Source organism: Methylocaldum sp. 14B (assembly GCF_002005105.1).
Classification (GTDB): domain Bacteria; phylum Pseudomonadota; class Gammaproteobacteria; order Methylococcales; family Methylococcaceae; genus Methylocaldum.
The window spans coordinates 21,167-38,235 of the sequence record NZ_MSCV01000013.1 but is presented as its reverse complement, the minus strand read 5'-3'; the positions used below and the strand labels follow the sequence as shown (position 1 = coordinate 38,235).

The following is a 17,069-nucleotide window of genomic DNA, read 5'->3' as shown; positions in this document are numbered from 1 at the left end:
GCGAAACCCATCGATGGTGGGTTAGGCCGCGCGGCCTCGAATTGGTGGGTTACGCTCCGCTAACCCACCCTACGATTAATGTTCACTTGCATGTCGCATGGAATAAGGATTCTTACCGGCGCAGCTTTTCACTGATACAGTCAGCAAATCGAAAAAGACCGCATCGCGATTGAACAAAAACGAAATGCGGCGTACGGTTTCCCCTGTTGCTGCCCGAATATTACCACCGGCCTTTCTCAGCACCTGACGAGCTTGATATCCGACCGATGACCATGCCCACAGCCGACCGTCGCCACGCCTTCTTCGCGTTCCTGGTCTACCTGGTTTTCGTTGTGTACGGAAGCCTGGTGCCTTTCGAGTATCGCGCCTACACGTTCGATGAGGCAGTCAAACAGTTCTCCGCCATTCAGTATCTGGACCTGGGTATCGAATCGAGGGCCGACTGGGTGGCCAACATCGTGCTCTATGTGCCGTTGTCGTTCCTGGGCTGCGCATGGGGCGTCGGCATACGGTCGACCGGGGCACTGCGTCACCTGACGGCGCTGTCGATCTTCGTGTTCTGCCTCGCGGTCGCGGTCGCGGTGGAGTTCACCCAGATATTCTTCGCTCCCCGCACAGTCTCGCTGAACGATCTTTTGGCCGAGACGCTCGGCTCGGCCGGCGGAATCGCCCTTTTCGTCTTGGGACGATGGCGCATCGCGCGGCTGTTGGATGCGTTCGCGGAAGGCGGACGCGCATCGGTATACGCAGCGATGATCGCCTACCTGATTCTGTATCTCCTGCTGTCCCTGTTTCCCTACGACTTCGTTGTCTCGACCCAAGAACTTGCATGGAAGTTGAGCTCGGACAATTGGGGGTGGCTGATCGCGGGAAGCTGCAACGGCTGGCTGCGGTGCACGGCGCGTCAAGCGAGTGAAATTGTCGCGATTGCGCCGCTCGGCGTCTTCATCGCTCTCGCCGCTCCGGGAATCGGTTACCGCCGCATCTTCTTGATCGGAGCGATGCTGAGCCTGATCCTTGAACCCTTTCAATTGCTGCTCGCGTCGGGCGTGAGCCAAGGGCTTTCGGTACTATGGCGCGGAGCGGGACTGGTGGCGGGCGCCGCGATAGGCCGAATCCTGCTTCGGCATGGCCCCTCGCCCCTGGCTTGGATTATCAAGACCACGATACCCTTCGCCGCGTTGCCGTATATCCTGGCGCTGCTGGCGCTCGGCGGCTGGTTCTCGACCGCCTGGCTGCCGTTTGCCGATGCTATGGCGCGCCTCGCGGGCATCCGGATCATGCCTTTTTATTATCATTATTTCACTACCGAACAGGCCGCCCTGGTGAGCGTGCTCGGCCAGGCCGCCATGTACGCTCCGATCGGTCTCGCCGGGTGGGCTTTACGGACTCGAAGCCTAGGGGAGAAAACCCCCAGCATGCTGCAAGTGGCGTTTTTCGCCGCCGCGCTGGCGTTCCCCATCGAATTCGGCAAGCTCTTCGTTCCACCCAAGCACCCGGATTTCACCAATCTGCTGATCGCCGCAGCAAGTGCCGCGGTCACCTACGCGCTGGCGCGTTGGGTCGGAGTCGTACTGACCAGCAAGCGTGACGAGCCGATACAGCCGAGCACAACCCATGATCGAGAGTTCCCTCCGGCACATCCTCCGCCAACGCATCCCGAGGTCTACGGCACGCCACATCCTTTCGGCGTGCTGATCGCTTTCGCCGCGGCGCTGCTCGCTCTGGTCGGCATATTGTCCTATTCCGTCGGCACGCCATGGCTGATCGCGGCATTGGCGGGCTACGCGGCCTTGTTGTGGCGGTATCCCAGCGGATGGCTTTTCGCCGTTCCGGCTCTCCTGCCCGCGCTCGACTTGAGTCCCTGGACCGGCCGATTGATGCTGGACGAATTCGACCTGGTCGTCCTCGTCACACTCGCCGTGACCTATCTGCGGATTTACCGGATAAAGCCTCGGCCCTGGCCGAATCGAAGTTTGTCATGGGCGGTCGCGCTGCTGTGGGTAAGCGGATTGCTTGCCGGCGCGCGCGGCTTGTGGCCGCTTTGGGGAAATGAAGGAAATTTCTCCGACAGCTCCCATTCACCGCTGGAAGCCTGGATGGTCGGCAAGGGACTCTTGTGGGCGCTGCTATTCGTACCCCTCACACGGCGCATCCCTCCGGAAAACAGCGGAGCGGCTCTTCGCCAGATGGGAAATGGCTTGGTCGCCGGCTTGGCCATGGTGACGTTGGCCGTTTTATGGGAACGCCATGTGTACGTTGGGCTGGGAGACTTCGAAAACGTGTTTCGCGTAACCGGAACCTTCGCCAGCATGCACACCGGAGGCGCCTACATCGAGGCCTTCATCGCTTTCGCCTTTCCGGCGCTGGTGGTTTCGGTACTCGCAACGTCCAACCGGATGCTGAAGCTATTCGGCGTCGCATCCGCCATGGGCGTCAGCTATGCCATGCTGGTGACCTTTTCGCGCGGCGGATACGCCGCCCTCATTGCTGGCCTGGTGCCGGTACTGTTCAGCATGCTGAGGCAGCGGAAAGAATTTCCGATCCATCGCTGGCTGGCGCTCGCGGGACTTTTGACGGCCTCGGTTGCCGCCGCCGTTCCCGTGCTTTCCGGCGGATTCGCACAATCCCGGCTGGCACGCATCTCGGAGGATCTCTCCATTCGGGAAGCGCACTGGAAGCGTGCTCTAGGTTTAATGGATGACGGACCGACGGCAGCACTCATTGGAATGGGTTTCGGGCAATATCCCGTTCTCTACGCATTGGGCGCCGAAACTACCAAAGCACCGGGCACCTATACCGTCATGCGCGACGGCGACAACCCTTATCTACGCCTCGGTGCCGGCGAGCCGGTTTTTCTCGATCAGATCGTCGACGTCGCCCCCGGCGAACATTACATACTTTCCGCCCGGATTCGGCAGGCTTCCGGCGGCGGCTTCCTCAGTGTTCCCCTCTGCGAAAAGGCGCTGCTTTACTCATTCGACTGTATCTTGCCCGAACTGCGGCCGGAGTCGTCCGAAAGCAACTGGCAAACGGTCACCGTCGAGGTGAGTCCCGGAAAACTCGGCGGGAGCGGCAACTGGCCTTACCGGCCGGTAAAACTGTCGCTGCACAACAAGAGTTCCGATACCCCGCTTGACGTGGACGACATAAGTCTCATGACCGAGAAAGGACACGAACTGGTGGCTAACGGCGATTTCAGCGACGGAGTCGCCCGCTGGCTGTTCGTCGCCGATCAAGACTTGGCCTGGCATATCCACCAGCAAGCCGTGGAGATGTATTTTTCCCAAGGCTTGTTGGGACTGGCGGCTTTGGCGCTGCTGTTGCTCGGCGTCGGAAAAACTTGCGGACCGGCCCTGGCAAGAGGGGATTTAGATGCGGCGATCCTGCCCGGCGCGCTGCTGGCGTTTCTTACGGTGGGTCTCCTCGGCAGCACGATGGATACCCCACGGCTATCCATGCTGTTCTATCTAGGGGCGTTCGGTGCCGGCTTGCTGACGCGTGCCAATCAAGCCGGGAGACCTGTGCGGCGATTCTTGCAGGATGTAGTCCCGTAACTGAAATCCCCTGCTTCCATCGCAAACGGCCGCTTTAGTCTCGCTCCTTCCCGAACGTCACGGATCGGCAAACGGGATCGTCGGCACAGGCTTGCCGATCTCCGCTTGTAGGCCGGAATAATTCCATTCGGCATTCGAGTAGACATTATGTAGGGTGGGTTAGCGGAGCGTAACCCACCGATCCGAGGCCGCTCGGTGGGTTACGGCCGCGCGGCCTAACCCACCATCGATGGGTTTCGCTTCGCTCTACCCATCCTACAAAATGAATGCCGGATTGAAAGCGATTTGGAATAAGCCTGTCCTGAGCGAAGCAGAAAGTGCGCTAGCGGTCCCCGGCGAAAGAGCAGAGTTTTTTCGGAGACTCCTACAGATATCGATAGAGCTTGCCGGGCTCATCCGCTATAGTTACGACCGCTTGCGCGTCAATTCACCAGGGGATAAAACCATGAAATCAATCGTTATTTGGGGCGTGATCGTGTTCGTCAGCATCGCCGGCGAGGCGATGGCAGCGTGTACCGGCCCTAATCTCAACCAAACCCAGCTTTCAACCACATTATCAGGCATGACGGTCTGCGCGACCCGAGGCGCCGAGAGATGGCAGGAGCAGCACCAGGGTACAGGTAGCGGTACGCTCGTGGATTACAAGAATGGCCCTTCCGATCCGGTGGACCCGTCCGAAACAGTCGGCACTTGGAGTATCTCGGGCACTGGAGCAAACGCTGTTGTCCGCTACGACTATGGCAGCGGCGGTACCTATGACTATCGTGTTTATGGCAACGGCGGCAACAGTTACAGTTTCTGCAACGCAAGCTCGGGCGAAGAAATCGTGGGCACTGTTGTAAGCTCCCCTTCTTGTCCGTAGCACGGTCTTCTCGGATAGCGATTGACAAAGAGGTGGCGGGCGACCCGAGCCCGCCGTGCGCGGCTGGAAGCCTTCCTGTACAAATAACGCCGACGGAGTGCGCTGATTGGATTCGCCGTACCCGTCCTCGGCTCCGATTCATGCCGCGCTTACTTTAAGGCAGAAAAAGCGGACATGCGCATTCATGTCCCGGAATACTTCGGGCAATGCCGTTAAGTTAAGCCGTCATTCCGGCAGGGATTGCCGGAATCCAGTACACAAGGAAGTGATAGGTCTCTGCCATCCATGGCTTCTGGACCCCGGCATTCCCTGCCGGGGTGACGTGCTTAATGGGAAAACTACGCGATTTTTGCCTGATCGACGTCCACCTGACTTGTTTTCTGCACCAGAGCAACGGGATTACGCGCGTTCACGATTCGTAGCAGACTTACCGATACCGAAATGATGATCAATAATTATGCGGAGCCATTTCTAGCAACCGGCTCCGGATATTTTCCACGCCCTACCGACGGCATTATGCCTGCAAAATCAACTAATCACGAAAAATAAGCCATGCCTGTATTAGTTCATGATTTATTGGCAAGAACCGCAGAGATAACACCTTCCAACCCTGCAATCCGCCACAAGGAGGCGAGCCTCACGTTCAGTGAGCTATCCGTCTCGGTATCGAAGCAGGCTCACGCATTATCGGCAGTCGGCCTTTTACGCCAGCAGCGCGTCGCGGTCTATCTGCCCAAGCAAGTCGAAACGGTTGTCAGCTATTTGGCCGTCTCGCAGGCCGGCGGAGTATTCGTACCCGTTAATCCCGTGCTTAAGGCCGAGCAGGTCGCCTATATTCTTCAGGACTGCAATGTCAGGGTTCTGATCACGTCTCAAAGCCGCCTCAACGGCTTGATGGGCGTACTCGCAGCGTGCACCGATCTGCACACGGTCATCGCCACCGATTCGACCGAAGAACTGCCCGCGATCGCCGGGGTTCGGGTCTTAAGCTGGGCGGATTTGTCACGACTGGAACCATCCGCCACAAAGCCGGCCAACCCGGTCATCATCGATACGGATATGGCCGCCATCTTGTATACCTCCGGCAGTACCGGCAAACCCAAAGGGGTCGTGCTTTCCCATCGGAATATCGTTACCGGCGCCAAGAGCATCGCTCAGTATTTGGAGATCGTCCCCGAGGACCGTATCCTCGCCGTTCTGCCCTTCAGCTTCGATTACGGGCTGAACCAACTGACGACGGCCCTGCTCAAAGGCGCCTGCTGTGTGTTGATGGATTACCTCTTGCCCAAGGATGTCGTCAATGCCCTAACGCGTTATCGCATTACCGGACTCGCGGCCGTTCCGCCGCTGTGGGCGCAGTTGGCTCAACTCCAATGGCCGGCAAGCATCGACGAACATCTGCGCTACATGACCAACTCCGGCGGAAAAATGCCGAAGGCGACGTTGGAGCGCATCCGGGATAACGTGCCTAGCGCCAGATTCTTTCTGATGTACGGTCTGACCGAAGCGTTCCGGTCCACTTACCTTCCGCCCGACCAAATCGATCTCCGGCCGGACTCGATGGGAAAGGCCATTCCGAACGCCGAAATCGTCGTCGTACGCGAGGACGGCACGCCCTGCGCGCCCCACGAGCCCGGAGAGTTGGTTCACAGGGGATCTCTCGTCGCTTTGGGCTATTGGAACGACCCCGAAAAAACCGCCGAACGTTTCCGACCCGCGCCAGGCCGCCCTCATGAATTACCGATACCGGAAATTGCCGTGTGGTCCGGCGATACCGTGACCATGGACGAGGAAGGCTATCTTTATTTCGTCGGGCGCAAGGACGATATGATCAAGACCTCTGGCTACCGGGTCAGCCCGACCGAAGTCGAGGAGGTCATTTATTCGACCGGGCTGGTCTCGGAAGCCGTCGTCGTCGGCGTGCCCCACCCGACCTTGGGCCAAGCGATCGTTGCGGTTATCTCCACCAGCCAGGCCGAAACGCCGAGCGATAACTTGATCGAGGTTTGTCGCCAGCGGTTGCCGAACTTCATGGTACCGGCGTCGATTCAGCTTCTGCACAGCTTGCCGCGGAATCCGAACGGCAAAATCGATCGGAAACAACTCGCGGCGCAATTCGCCCGCCTCTACGAAGAGGGTGCCCATGAATAAGGAATCTCCCCGTCACGCCGCTCTGACTCAGTTTCCGGTCGAAGATGATTGTCTGATCGTCGGCGGCATGAAATTGACCCGGCTGGCCGAGCGCGTCGGACGAACGCCGTTTTACGTCTACGACCGGCGGCTCATCACGGAGCGCATCGAACACCTCCGTAGGCACCTCCCCAAGGAAATCCACTTGCACTATGCGATCAAGGCCAACCCTATGCCGGCGGTCGTCCAGCACCTGGCGGGATTAGTGGATGGCCTCGACGTGGCTTCCGCAGGCGAAATGAAAGTCGCGCTCGACACCCCCATGCCTCCCGAGCACATCAGCATGGCCGGTCCCGGCAAGCGCGCCGAAGAGCTGTCTTGTGCGATCGCGGCCGGAATCTTGATCAACGTGGAATCCGCTCACGAACTGGATGTCATCGCCCGACAGTCGGAGCGCCTGGGTCATCCGGCAAGAGTCGCGATTCGCATCAACCCGGCATTCGAGCTCAAGTCCTCGGGCATGAAAATGGGCGGAGGACCCAAGCAGTTCGGCGTGGACGAGGAACTGGTGCCCGAACTGTTGCGGCGTGTAGGCAAATACCAACTGGATTTCCAGGGCTTCCATATTTTCAGCGGCTCCCAGAATTTGCGGGCGGAAGCCATTATCGAAGCCCAGCAGAAAAGTATCGAGCTTGCCCTGCGTTTGGCGGATCACTGCCCTTCGCCGATTCGCCTTTTGAACATCGGCGGCGGCTTCGGCATTCCGTATTTCCCGGGCGAGCAACCTCTCGATATCCGTCCGATCGGCGAGCAACTGACGGAACGTCTCGAGGAAATTCGGCCGCATCTTCCGAATGCTACGGTCGTCATCGAACTGGGCCGTTATATCGTCGGCGAAGCCGGTTTGTACGTTTGCCGAGTGGTTGATCGAAAAATGTCCCGCGGCCAAGTCTTCCTGGTGACCGATGGCGGGCTGCACCATCACCTCGCCGCGTCCGGAAACTTCGGTCAAGTCATTCGGAAGAATTATCCGGTGGTGATCGGAAACAAAGTCCAAGGCAAGGGGCGCGAAGAGGCCAGCGTGGTCGGCCCGCTCTGCACCCCCCTCGACATTCTCGCTGATCGAATGGATCTGGCACGGGCCGATATCGGCGATTTGGTGGCCGTTTATCAATCCGGCGCCTACGGATATACGGCGAGTCCGAATTTGTTTCTGAATCATCCTGATGCCGCTGAAGTGTTGGCCTAAACAGGCTCCGGAATAAGCTCGTGGCTTTCACCGAAAAACGGATCGGACGATGGTATAGCCCCGGCCCCGCAAACCTGTCGATATGAGTATTCCATGCGTGATTTGATAGTCACTCTGATCGTTTTCGGAAGTGTTCCTTTCATCTTCCGATCACCGGCCATCGGCATTCTGATGTGGTCGTGGCTCGCTTACATGAATGCCCATCGCGCCTGTTGGGGCTTCGCGAGAAGCATGCCATTTTCTTTGATAATTGCTCTATCGTTGCTGTTGTCACTATTGATCAGCAAAGAGGATAAAAAAATACCGTGGACTCGGGAAACGACAATGCTCGCCATCTTCATCCTCTGGATGCTGATCACCACGATTTTCGCCTTGAATCCGGAAGGAGCCTGGGAACAGTGGAACAAAATATGGAAAATTCAGCTTATTACCTTCCTGACGATGATGGTCATAAAGGACCAGCGCCGGATCTATCTGCTGGTTGCAACGATTGCGGCATCGCTGGGTTTTTATGGCGTGAAAGGAGGCATATTCACAATTTTGACCGCAGGAAGCTATCATGTCTGGGGGCCTGACGGAACCGTTATCGGCGGCAACAACGAGATCGGTCTGGCCTTGATCATGACCATCCCGTTGATCCGATATTTGCAAATGCACAGCAAGCCGATCTGGCTCAAGAATGGCTGCTTGGCGGCCATGATATTGTGCGTTGTGGCAGTACTCGGAACTCAGTCCCGCGGCGCGTTGCTGGGTCTCGTCGCCATGGGAACCTTTCTCGTCATGAAAGGGAAAAACCGTTTCGCTTACTCCATACTGGCGATCTTCGGCGGCTTGACCCTATATATGTTCATGCCCGATTCCTGGCATGAGCGCATGGGGACCATCAAAAGCTACGACCAGGATGGATCCGCCATGGGGCGCATCAATGCCTGGGGATTTGCGATAAATTTGGCCATGAGCCGGTTATTGGGCGGGGGCTTCGAAACATTCGATCCTTATCTGTTCAAGATTTATGCTCCCAATCCGGACGATTACCATGATGCCCACAGTATTTATTTCGAAATACTCGGGGAACACGGTTTTATCGGTTTAGCTATTTATCTCACCCTCGCTCTCTTTACCTGGCGGAGCGCGGCCCGTATTGCCAAGGAAGCCAACCATTACCCCGAGTTAAAGCCGCTTGCCGATTTAATGCGCATGATTCAGGTGAGTTTGGTTGGATACGCAGTCTCGGGAGCATTTCTGGGAATGGCATACTTCGATCTGTATTATGCCTTGATCTCTATCGTCGTGATGTCCGGCTATGTGGTGCGGAGATACGCCACGAATACCGACATGACCGAAAATTCCCAAGCGACTATATCCGAATCGACCGTCTCGACACCCGGCAGAAGCGGCTCATTCGTGCGTAAACCGATCAGGCCGGGCTAAGTACGAAACCTTTGGATGTTACGGACGCCTCGAACCGTCATTCACCGGCGGCAACATAGGCAGTCTGGTGAAAACGAACGACAGCAGATATTTTTGTGCCAGCCGACTGGACCGTCGAGGATATTTCCGGACATCCCGCAGTGCGATGAGAAAAAGCTTATTCCAAATCGCTTTCAATCCGGCATTCATTTTGTAGGATGGGTGGAGCGAAGCGAAACCCATCGATGGTGGGTTAGGCGTACATCAGCACTGATCGACCGCCGATCACTGTGCTTCGCGTGCGCCGTAACCCACCGAGCAACCTTCAATCGGCGGGTTACGCGGAGCCTGTCGCGAGCGGAGCCGAGGGGCTAACCTACCCTACGATTCATGTTCGCTTGAATGCCGAATGGAATAATTTCAAAACAATTAACCTGGTGAGTACAAATACGTGAACGTTGAAAAACTGGTAAAAGACATACTGAAACAACATTTGCAATTGGGTGATTCCGTTAATCGTTTTACGCCCGAAACTGCATTGTTAGGCGATTTACCGGAACTGGATTCGATGGGTGTCGTTAATATTATTACCGCTATAGAAGAAAGCGTGGGCTGCACAATCGATGACGACGAAATCAGTGCCGATGTCTTTGCTACGTTAGGTTCATTGATGTCGTTTGTCGAGAGCAAGCTATGAATGCTCATCAAGCTCTAGATATTAGCTTGCAACCCTTTTACTTATCCGGCACTCGAGGAAACATTTTTTGCCTGTTTGCGCCGCCCCGAAACAAACAAGCGCCGGTATTGCTTTTTTTACCCTCATTCGCCGAAGAGTTGAATCGCTGCCGCGTCATGGTAGCGCTGCAAGCCAGAAAGCTCGCTGCTCTAGGCGTCGGCAGCCTGCTGATCGACTATTACGGCACCGGCGATAGCCAAGGCGATTTTTCGCAGACCGATTGGCAGCAGTGGAAAGATGACGCCGATACCGCCTACTCCTGGCTGGCGGATCAGGGATATAGCAATATCGGCTTGTGGGGACTTCGCCTGGGTGCATTGCTCGCCACGGAATTGGCGTGCCAACAGCCGGACAGATTCATCCGATTGCTCCTCTGGCAACCGGTGTTGGATGGCTCGGTCCTATTAACGCAATTTTTTCGTATCCGTTTGGCCATGCTAATGGATAGAGGCGAGCCGAAAGAGACCACTAAACAAATGCGAGAGCATTTACGGCAAGGTCACAATCTGGAAGTTGCTGGTTATGAACTAACGCCGCAATTGGTCAGCGCCATAGATGAGAAAAAGCTGTCGAATTACGACATGCTAAACCCCGCTCTACAAATCGATTGGTTCGAGGCGGTTGTCGAAGACGGGCAAACACTGTCGCCCGCCAGCGAAAAAGCCATCGCTGCTTGGCTCGAAAAGGGCATACGCGTTCGGCCCCATACCTATTCCGGCCCTTTCTTCTGGCAGTTGCACGAACGTGAGCTAACTCCAGAGTTAATCGACAAAACCACCGAATTGTTTCGCAACTGACCGATTGTAGGCCTATGAGTCCCGAAGAAATCCCTTTAATCATTAATTGTCACGGCTCGCCGCAAATCGGCATTTTGCACAAACCGTCAAACAGCAAAAATACGGCGGTCGTCGTAGTGGTAGCCGGCGGCCCCCAATACCGGGTCGGCTGTGCCCGGCAACTTATTCTTTGGAGTCGGCGATTAGCGGAGGACGGCTATCCCGTATTGCGATTCGATTATCGCGGCTTTGGTGACAGCGGCGGCGAATTTAAAGGCTTTGAGCATATAGACGATGATATACGCAGCGCGATCGATCAGCTGCAGCAGCAAGTCCCGAACATAGATGACATAGTCTTATGGGCTGAGTGTAATGCCGCCTCGGCGGTAATGATGTACGCCTGGCAGGACAGCCGCGTTAAGCGGCTCATCATGCAGAATCCCTGGGTGCGCAACGAAGCCACACAGGCCCGAACCTACATCAAACACTACTATCTCATGCGGATCATGCAAAAGAGCTTTTGGCTCAAATTGGCTACATTCCGATTCAATCCGCTGACCGCTTTGAGTTCGCTCCTGGATCTATGGCGAACGTCGATGCAAGCCGAGCAGAATTCGAACCGGATCAAAGACCGGGATTTCGACGATCTGGAAACCTATCAGGAAAAAATGCGTGAAGGATTGGCGCGTTTTAAGGGCAAGGTTTTGCTGTTTATGAGCGGGTACAGCCTGATAGGCAAGGAATTCGACGAACTCGTAAACCTTTCCGAGCGTTGGCAGGCCATATTGAATAATCTCGATCTAACCCGAATCGACGAGCCCGACGCCGATCATACGTTCTCACGCGCCATCGACCGAGAAAAACTTATCGATAATGCGCTCCGATGGCTGAACGGCGATGTTCGGAACGCTTAACTATGCCCTTTACAAGGGGATATCATCCTTCAGTGATTGAGCTCACGACATAAGATCGCCCTTAGCTGATAAGGACTAATTTTGAAAGGCGTCAAATCTGACCGAAAACGAGAGTATCTTTGTCAACCCAGCCAAAACTCATCGTCTGGCTAATGTAATAAATATATGAAACACCATAATTTTCGCCAAAAATCTGCTGATTTTCCGCTCTATTTTCGAATTGCACGTGCGTTAAATACATTGCTAAATGGTCGTCGGGGAGAATATTTCTTTTATAGTATTTTAGGCAAACTCGGCCTATTGAATCGGATTGGCCGATTCCCATTCTTCGACAGCCACATATATATTCCACTTACTATCCCAGAGACCTTGTTTATCAGGGATTTTTCGCTATTCCAAGCATTGCGTGAAGTTAACTTTGCTAATGTTATATATCAATCATTCGGAAATAGTTCAACTTTCATCGATTGTGGAGCTGCATTCGGGCAAATCAGTTATCGGATGGCTAAACTTTGCCCCAACATTAGCAACATTATTGCCATAGAACCAAACCCTGATAGTTTTTTTGTCTTGCGGAAGAACCTTGATCTTCTGAAGGGAAAAAACACTTATCTTTTTAATACAGCAGTCTCTAATTTTCGTGGAAAAGGAACGCTTTGCTTCCCACACGGGCAGTCCGACCCTCATTCAGCTTATATTAAGGAAGCCGATTTCGGCGCAATCGACGTTATTCGAATCGACGATTTGCAACATTTATACACTCGTGATGTTGCTATAAAGCTTGACGTTGAAGGCGGTGAACTTGCCGCGATTGAGGGCGCAATCGAGACAATATCCAAGGCTGATAATGTTTGTTTTTTTATTGAAATTCATCCGGACGTGCTCGCCAGGAATAATTGCAACGCTGAAGATTTGCTGATGACGATCACAAATATACGTGACACCAAATGGTTTATTGCTGATGCGCCGTTAACCATGATAAATCCTAGCAAGCCATTCTTCGAGCAAGTAAATCGGAAAATATATGACGTAATTGGGGTGTCAACTAGAGCATCATAACCTATGATGCTGGATAATTGATGATAGGCAAAGATCCATGACGCAAACGAGAATCTTAGTATGCGTTTCCAGATTTATCTGTATTTCTTAAATCATCCAAGGCACCTCAACTAAGATATGCGATACCAGTCGAAAATAGTTTTAGCTGAATGCTCAAGGTTTACGCGGCAAATTCCGTCGCGTTCAATCGATTACTAAATACCGGTAAATTATCTGGATTTTACGCCCGATGAAAGGCGAGATTTCATCGCAACTGGAGGGCTGTCCGATTATAGAATCCGAGAGATCGACTAGCGAGGTGTTATTAGGGACGTAAGAATTTCCCGACATCATCTTTGTGCCTTTCGCGGATACGGGGAGAGCCGAAATTGAGGCATGCCTAAAGCCATTGATAACGCCTAGAGCATTTTCCTCTCAGCTTGATGGTTTTCTTTGCCGAATTAAGTCGGTTCTACCTCCGCTTTGAAAACGCTCTAGCCTATGTCGATGCACTTCCGAAGGAAAAACAGCATCGGATAGGATAATTTGAGCCTTTGAGCCTCGAGCGGTAAGACAGCCTTGTTCTTCTGGTGGGACCATGTCAAGGTAACGAGGGCAAGTCCGAACGACAGCCTAAGTCCCTCACAGCACGGCTACGAAACTAATAGATTTAAATTATTTTCCGGTTATTTGCTACACGAAAGCTCACGCGTGACCACCGTAAAAAAATCGCTTGTCTATTCCCTGGCCGACACTTATCTGCAAGTCGCCATTCAGCTCGGCTCCAGCATGATCCTCGCCCGCCTGCTCACGCCGAATGAAATCGGCGTCTTTTCCGTCGGCGCGGCCGTTCTCGCGATCGCCCACATGCTCCGGGATTTCGGCGTGGGCAGCTACATCATCCAGGAAAAAAACCTTACCAAAGACCGTCTTAAAGCCGCGTTCGGCATCACCATGCTGGCCGCATGGAGCATCGCCCTTGGCCTGTACCTTTCTAGGCATGTCATCGCCGATTTCTACCGTGAACCGGCATTGGTGCAAATCATGGCCTGGATGAGCCTCAATTTCGTCATCATCCCCTTCAGCTCGCCGGTACTGGCCCTGTTCAAACGCGAGATGAAGTTTCATCTGCTGATGTATATAGGCCTCATCAGCACCATCGCTTCCGCCGGAACGAGCATCTATTTGGCCTATCAGGGCCATGGCTTCATGAGCCTGGTCTGGGGCTCCTTGGTCAATATCTTGACCACCGCGCTGACGGCGACAGCCCTTAGACCCAAAGACTCGTTTGTCTTACCGAGCTTAAAGGGAAGTAAGCATGTATTTTCGTTCAGTGGAAAATCGAGCCTAACCAACGTTCTCGGGCAAGTTGGCTACAACGTTGCTGAGTTAGTGATAGGAAAATCTCTCGGCTTTTCCAACGTCGCGATCTACAGCAAAGCGCAGACCATAGTCAGTATGTTCTCACAGCAGTTCATGGGTTCTATACGGAATGTCTATTACCCGGTGATTGCTCAGCAAAATCGCGAGAACAAACCCCTTGGCCCGGCTTTTCTCAATGCCACTGTCTATGTTACGTCTATAGCTTTTCCCTTTTACGGATTCCTCGCCCTTTATGCCGACGAAATCATATTATTAATGTTCGGCGACCAGTGGTTGGCATCTGCGGAAATCATAAGAATTCTGGCGTTAGGAGGCGTAATTTTTTCCATGTGGTCCTTTGCCCCTAATACATTATATGCGCTCAATAAACCGGGATTGGTTTTGAAAGCCGAAATTTTAATTCAAAGCTTAAGAGTTCTCGCCATAATTCCAGCTGCATCTATTTCTTTGAGTGCCCTCGCCCTGGCGCAGGTTGCAATCTACGTTATCAGCTTTATTATTTACCTCTTTATACTCTCTCCTCTCATAGAGCTAAAGTTTTGGCGATTCCTCTTTCAATCCACAATACCTGGATGCCTCATTACGATTATTTCTCTAACTGCCCCGCTTTACATGAAGCAAAGCCTCGCCACTGACATAGACAACTCGTTTCTCCTGCTAGCATTGGCGGGAACAACATTCACTCTATCCTGGTTAACATCCATGTTTTTGACAAAACATCCGGTCAGAAAAGAAATAGTCAGTTTGCTCTTTTTAAGAAAGGCAACCACATGATTTTCATTTGCTGTTAACAGCCCAGTTATTTTGATGCTTTATACCTTTTATAAGGTACGACAAACCCGTTTGATGACATATGCGGTAAAGGACCAAATAGAAAATAAAACTCTGTAGCTTAACAATATATTTGGACAAATTAAGGCTTATGATGCACTTCAGCAAAAACTCAAATTTGAAGAACATCTTCCCCCATTGAGAGGTGGGCTGCTTCACCTAATTTTGTAAATTTTATAATAATCATTCATATTATCTTCATAGTCGAAGCAGATAATACTTCATTAAACAGACAAATATCGGCTATCGTTGCTAGAAGAAGCGAGACGAATATAACGATTGCGACGACAACATTGTAAGCAGCCGGAGCCAATCTTATACCTCTAAGATGTTGTCGAAAAGTTATTCTCTAAACTGGATAAACCATTGAAATATAGACGCCGATGAGACCCGAAATTTCCGTCGCTATCCCCGTTTACAACCGCGCCGATTATCTCAAGGAAACCCTAGATTCGGTCTTGAATCAGACCTATCCACCTGCCGAGGTCGTCGTGGTGGACGACGGATCGACGGATCATACGCCCGAGGTGTTGGCGAGTTACGGCAAGCGTATCAAATCGATCCGCATAGAAAATTCCGGGCCCGGCATCGCCCGAAAAACAGCTGCCGAAGCGACTACTTGCCCCTGGCTGGCATTTTGCGACAGTGACGATATTTGGCTTCCGGAGCACCTGCAACGCCGAGTTTCTTTACTTGACAAGCATCCGGAGGTCGATTTCAGTTTTTCCGATTTAATTCCGTTCGGGCCATCCGCTCTGCCCGATCGCACTTATTTTTCCGACGCACCCGAAAATTGGTGGCAACGTTTTGGCACTCCAGACGCCGATAATTGCATTGTCATGGGAAACGACGCCTATCGCTCTTTTTTGGTGTTTAACCCCGGTTCACCCGTCACTACTGTGATGACCCGCGATTTATACGACAAGATCGGTGGAATCGATCCCCGTTATTCCCATATGGTCGCCCAAGATGCCGATGTGGCGCTGAAAGCGGCGTTACACGGCTATGTACTTTGCGATCTCACCGCAACTGCAAAACAGCGCCGGCATACAGGCAATAGATCAGCCGCGATTCTAAAAAGCTATCTCGGCGCTTGCCGGATTAGAGAAGATCACATTAAGTTGAAAGTTGCGCCCGATCAGCATCACGATGCAGTCGATGACGCCATACGAGTCATGCTGCAAAACGCTTTTCTGGCGGCGTATTACGCAGAGGACGAAAAGGCTTTAAAAGAAATCGTCGGCAGACTCGGCTTCGCCCGATTAACCACAAAGAACAAACTGCGGTTTATCCGATCCCTCCTGCGCCGCGCTTTTTGAGTTTTATGATTACACTACTTCAGAACATCAAATATCACCCGGCCGTTTCCGATCAGGTTCGTCGTTATTATCGATTCCGCTGCCGAAATTTAAAAAAAATGGTTTTTGTCGCCACCACCGGCCGTAGCGGAACGATGACCTTGGGCGACATTTTCAACGCCATCCCCGGCTGCAAAGCGGAACACGAACCGTATCCCGCGATGTTCGACGACGTACTTACCGCAAAATCCCTAGGTAATGAGGATTACGTCAGAAATATTTACTGGCGAATCAAGTCGATCAATCTTTGGCGCGCCGCCTCGGGATACGAATTTTATTTCGAGTCCAACCACATGTTCGTTAAGACCTATATCGAATATGCGATACAGGACTTCGGCGAGAGGGCTTTGATTATTCATCTGGTGCGCGATCCGGTGAAAGTGGCGAATTCCATTTACGCTTTGCAGGATTTTCCGGGAACGGTAGAAGGCAATAAATGGTGGCTCGACTACAGGACAGCGGACAATTTACTGGCCATCGGGGATATTCTCGATGCCGACGAGGAGTTCAGGCATCCGTTTTATAAGGGCCTTTGGTACTGGTACGAAATGGAGGCGCGAATCGCCTCGTGGAAACAAAAGCTGCCCCAGGTGACGTTCTTGCATTTTCGGACGGAAGATTTTAACGACCACGAAAAAACCTGCACGCTCCTAAGAGACATCGGTGTCGACTTCGATCCCGATCGGGTCGCGGCGAGGATCAGCACGAAATCAAACACCCGCCCCGATCAAAAAATTGCCGAGCCCTTGCCGGCCAGCGAAGCCGCGGAACGGCATCAGCGCTTTCGTGAATTCTTACTGGCCCGGGGTTTGATCGCTTGACGCC

Annotated in this window: 12 protein-coding genes; all 12 read left to right on the top strand. The window is 53.2% G+C overall.

Features of this window, described 5'->3' with window-relative positions; translation table 11 throughout:
* Nucleotides 1–266 precede the first annotated feature (266 nt).
* The 12 genes from B2A78_RS11360 (at nucleotide 267) to B2A78_RS11295 (ending at nucleotide 17,065) form a co-directional block, all read left to right on the top strand.
* Nucleotides 267–3,557 carry a VanZ family protein gene (locus B2A78_RS11360; RefSeq protein WP_077730109.1) on the top strand — a complete coding sequence of 1,097 codons (3,291 nt, stop codon included), beginning with the start codon at nucleotides 267–269 and terminating at the stop codon, nucleotides 3,555–3,557.
* A 274-nt stretch (nucleotides 3,558–3,831) separates the two neighbouring features.
* Nucleotides 3,832–4,419, top strand: a complete 588-nt coding sequence (locus B2A78_RS11355) for a hypothetical protein (protein ID WP_205780756.1) — start codon at nucleotides 3,832–3,834, stop codon at nucleotides 4,417–4,419.
* Between the two features lie 552 nt (nucleotides 4,420–4,971).
* Nucleotides 4,972–6,570: an acyl-CoA ligase (AMP-forming), exosortase A system-associated gene (locus B2A78_RS11350; RefSeq protein WP_077730108.1), complete on the top strand. Its 1,599-nt coding sequence runs from the start codon at nucleotides 4,972–4,974 to the stop codon at nucleotides 6,568–6,570.
* Nucleotides 6,563–7,798, top strand: a complete 1,236-nt coding sequence (locus B2A78_RS11345; protein WP_077730107.1) for a pyridoxal-dependent decarboxylase, exosortase A system-associated — start codon at nucleotides 6,563–6,565, stop codon at nucleotides 7,796–7,798. The genes B2A78_RS11350 and B2A78_RS11345 overlap by 8 nt, the downstream gene beginning before the upstream one ends.
* Before the next feature lie 93 nt (nucleotides 7,799–7,891).
* Nucleotides 7,892–9,229: a putative O-glycosylation ligase, exosortase A system-associated gene (locus tag B2A78_RS11340; RefSeq protein WP_077730106.1), complete on the top strand. Its 1,338-nt coding sequence runs from the start codon at nucleotides 7,892–7,894 to the stop codon at nucleotides 9,227–9,229.
* Nucleotides 9,230–9,659: 430 nt separating this feature from the next.
* Complete coding sequence (locus B2A78_RS11330; protein ID WP_077730104.1) at nucleotides 9,660–9,905, top strand: acyl carrier protein; 246 nt, start codon at nucleotides 9,660–9,662, stop codon at nucleotides 9,903–9,905.
* Nucleotides 9,902–10,741: a hydrolase 2, exosortase A system-associated gene (locus B2A78_RS11325; protein WP_077730103.1), complete on the top strand. Its 840-nt coding sequence runs from the start codon at nucleotides 9,902–9,904 to the stop codon at nucleotides 10,739–10,741. Before B2A78_RS11330 ends, B2A78_RS11325 begins: the two co-directional genes overlap by 4 nt.
* A gap of 14 nt (nucleotides 10,742–10,755) precedes the next feature.
* Complete coding sequence (locus tag B2A78_RS11320) at nucleotides 10,756–11,634, top strand: hydrolase 1, exosortase A system-associated (RefSeq protein ID WP_077730102.1); 879 nt, start codon at nucleotides 10,756–10,758, stop codon at nucleotides 11,632–11,634.
* A 165-nt stretch (nucleotides 11,635–11,799) separates the two neighbouring features.
* Nucleotides 11,800–12,693 (top strand): FkbM family methyltransferase, encoded by an 894-nt coding sequence (locus tag B2A78_RS11315; protein WP_077730101.1) that lies wholly within the window; start codon nucleotides 11,800–11,802, stop codon nucleotides 12,691–12,693.
* A 690-nt stretch (nucleotides 12,694–13,383) separates the two neighbouring features.
* On the top strand, nucleotides 13,384–14,829 hold the full coding sequence (locus tag B2A78_RS11310; protein ID WP_086135599.1) for a lipopolysaccharide biosynthesis protein: 1,446 nt from the start codon (nucleotides 13,384–13,386) through the stop codon (nucleotides 14,827–14,829).
* 440 nt (nucleotides 14,830–15,269) lie between these two features.
* Nucleotides 15,270–16,205, top strand: a complete 936-nt coding sequence (locus tag B2A78_RS11300; RefSeq protein ID WP_077730098.1) for a glycosyltransferase family A protein — start codon at nucleotides 15,270–15,272, stop codon at nucleotides 16,203–16,205.
* 5 nt (nucleotides 16,206–16,210) lie between these two features.
* Nucleotides 16,211–17,065: a sulfotransferase domain-containing protein gene (locus B2A78_RS11295; protein ID WP_077730097.1), complete on the top strand. Its 855-nt coding sequence runs from the start codon at nucleotides 16,211–16,213 to the stop codon at nucleotides 17,063–17,065.
* Nucleotides 17,066–17,069 lie beyond the last annotated feature (4 nt).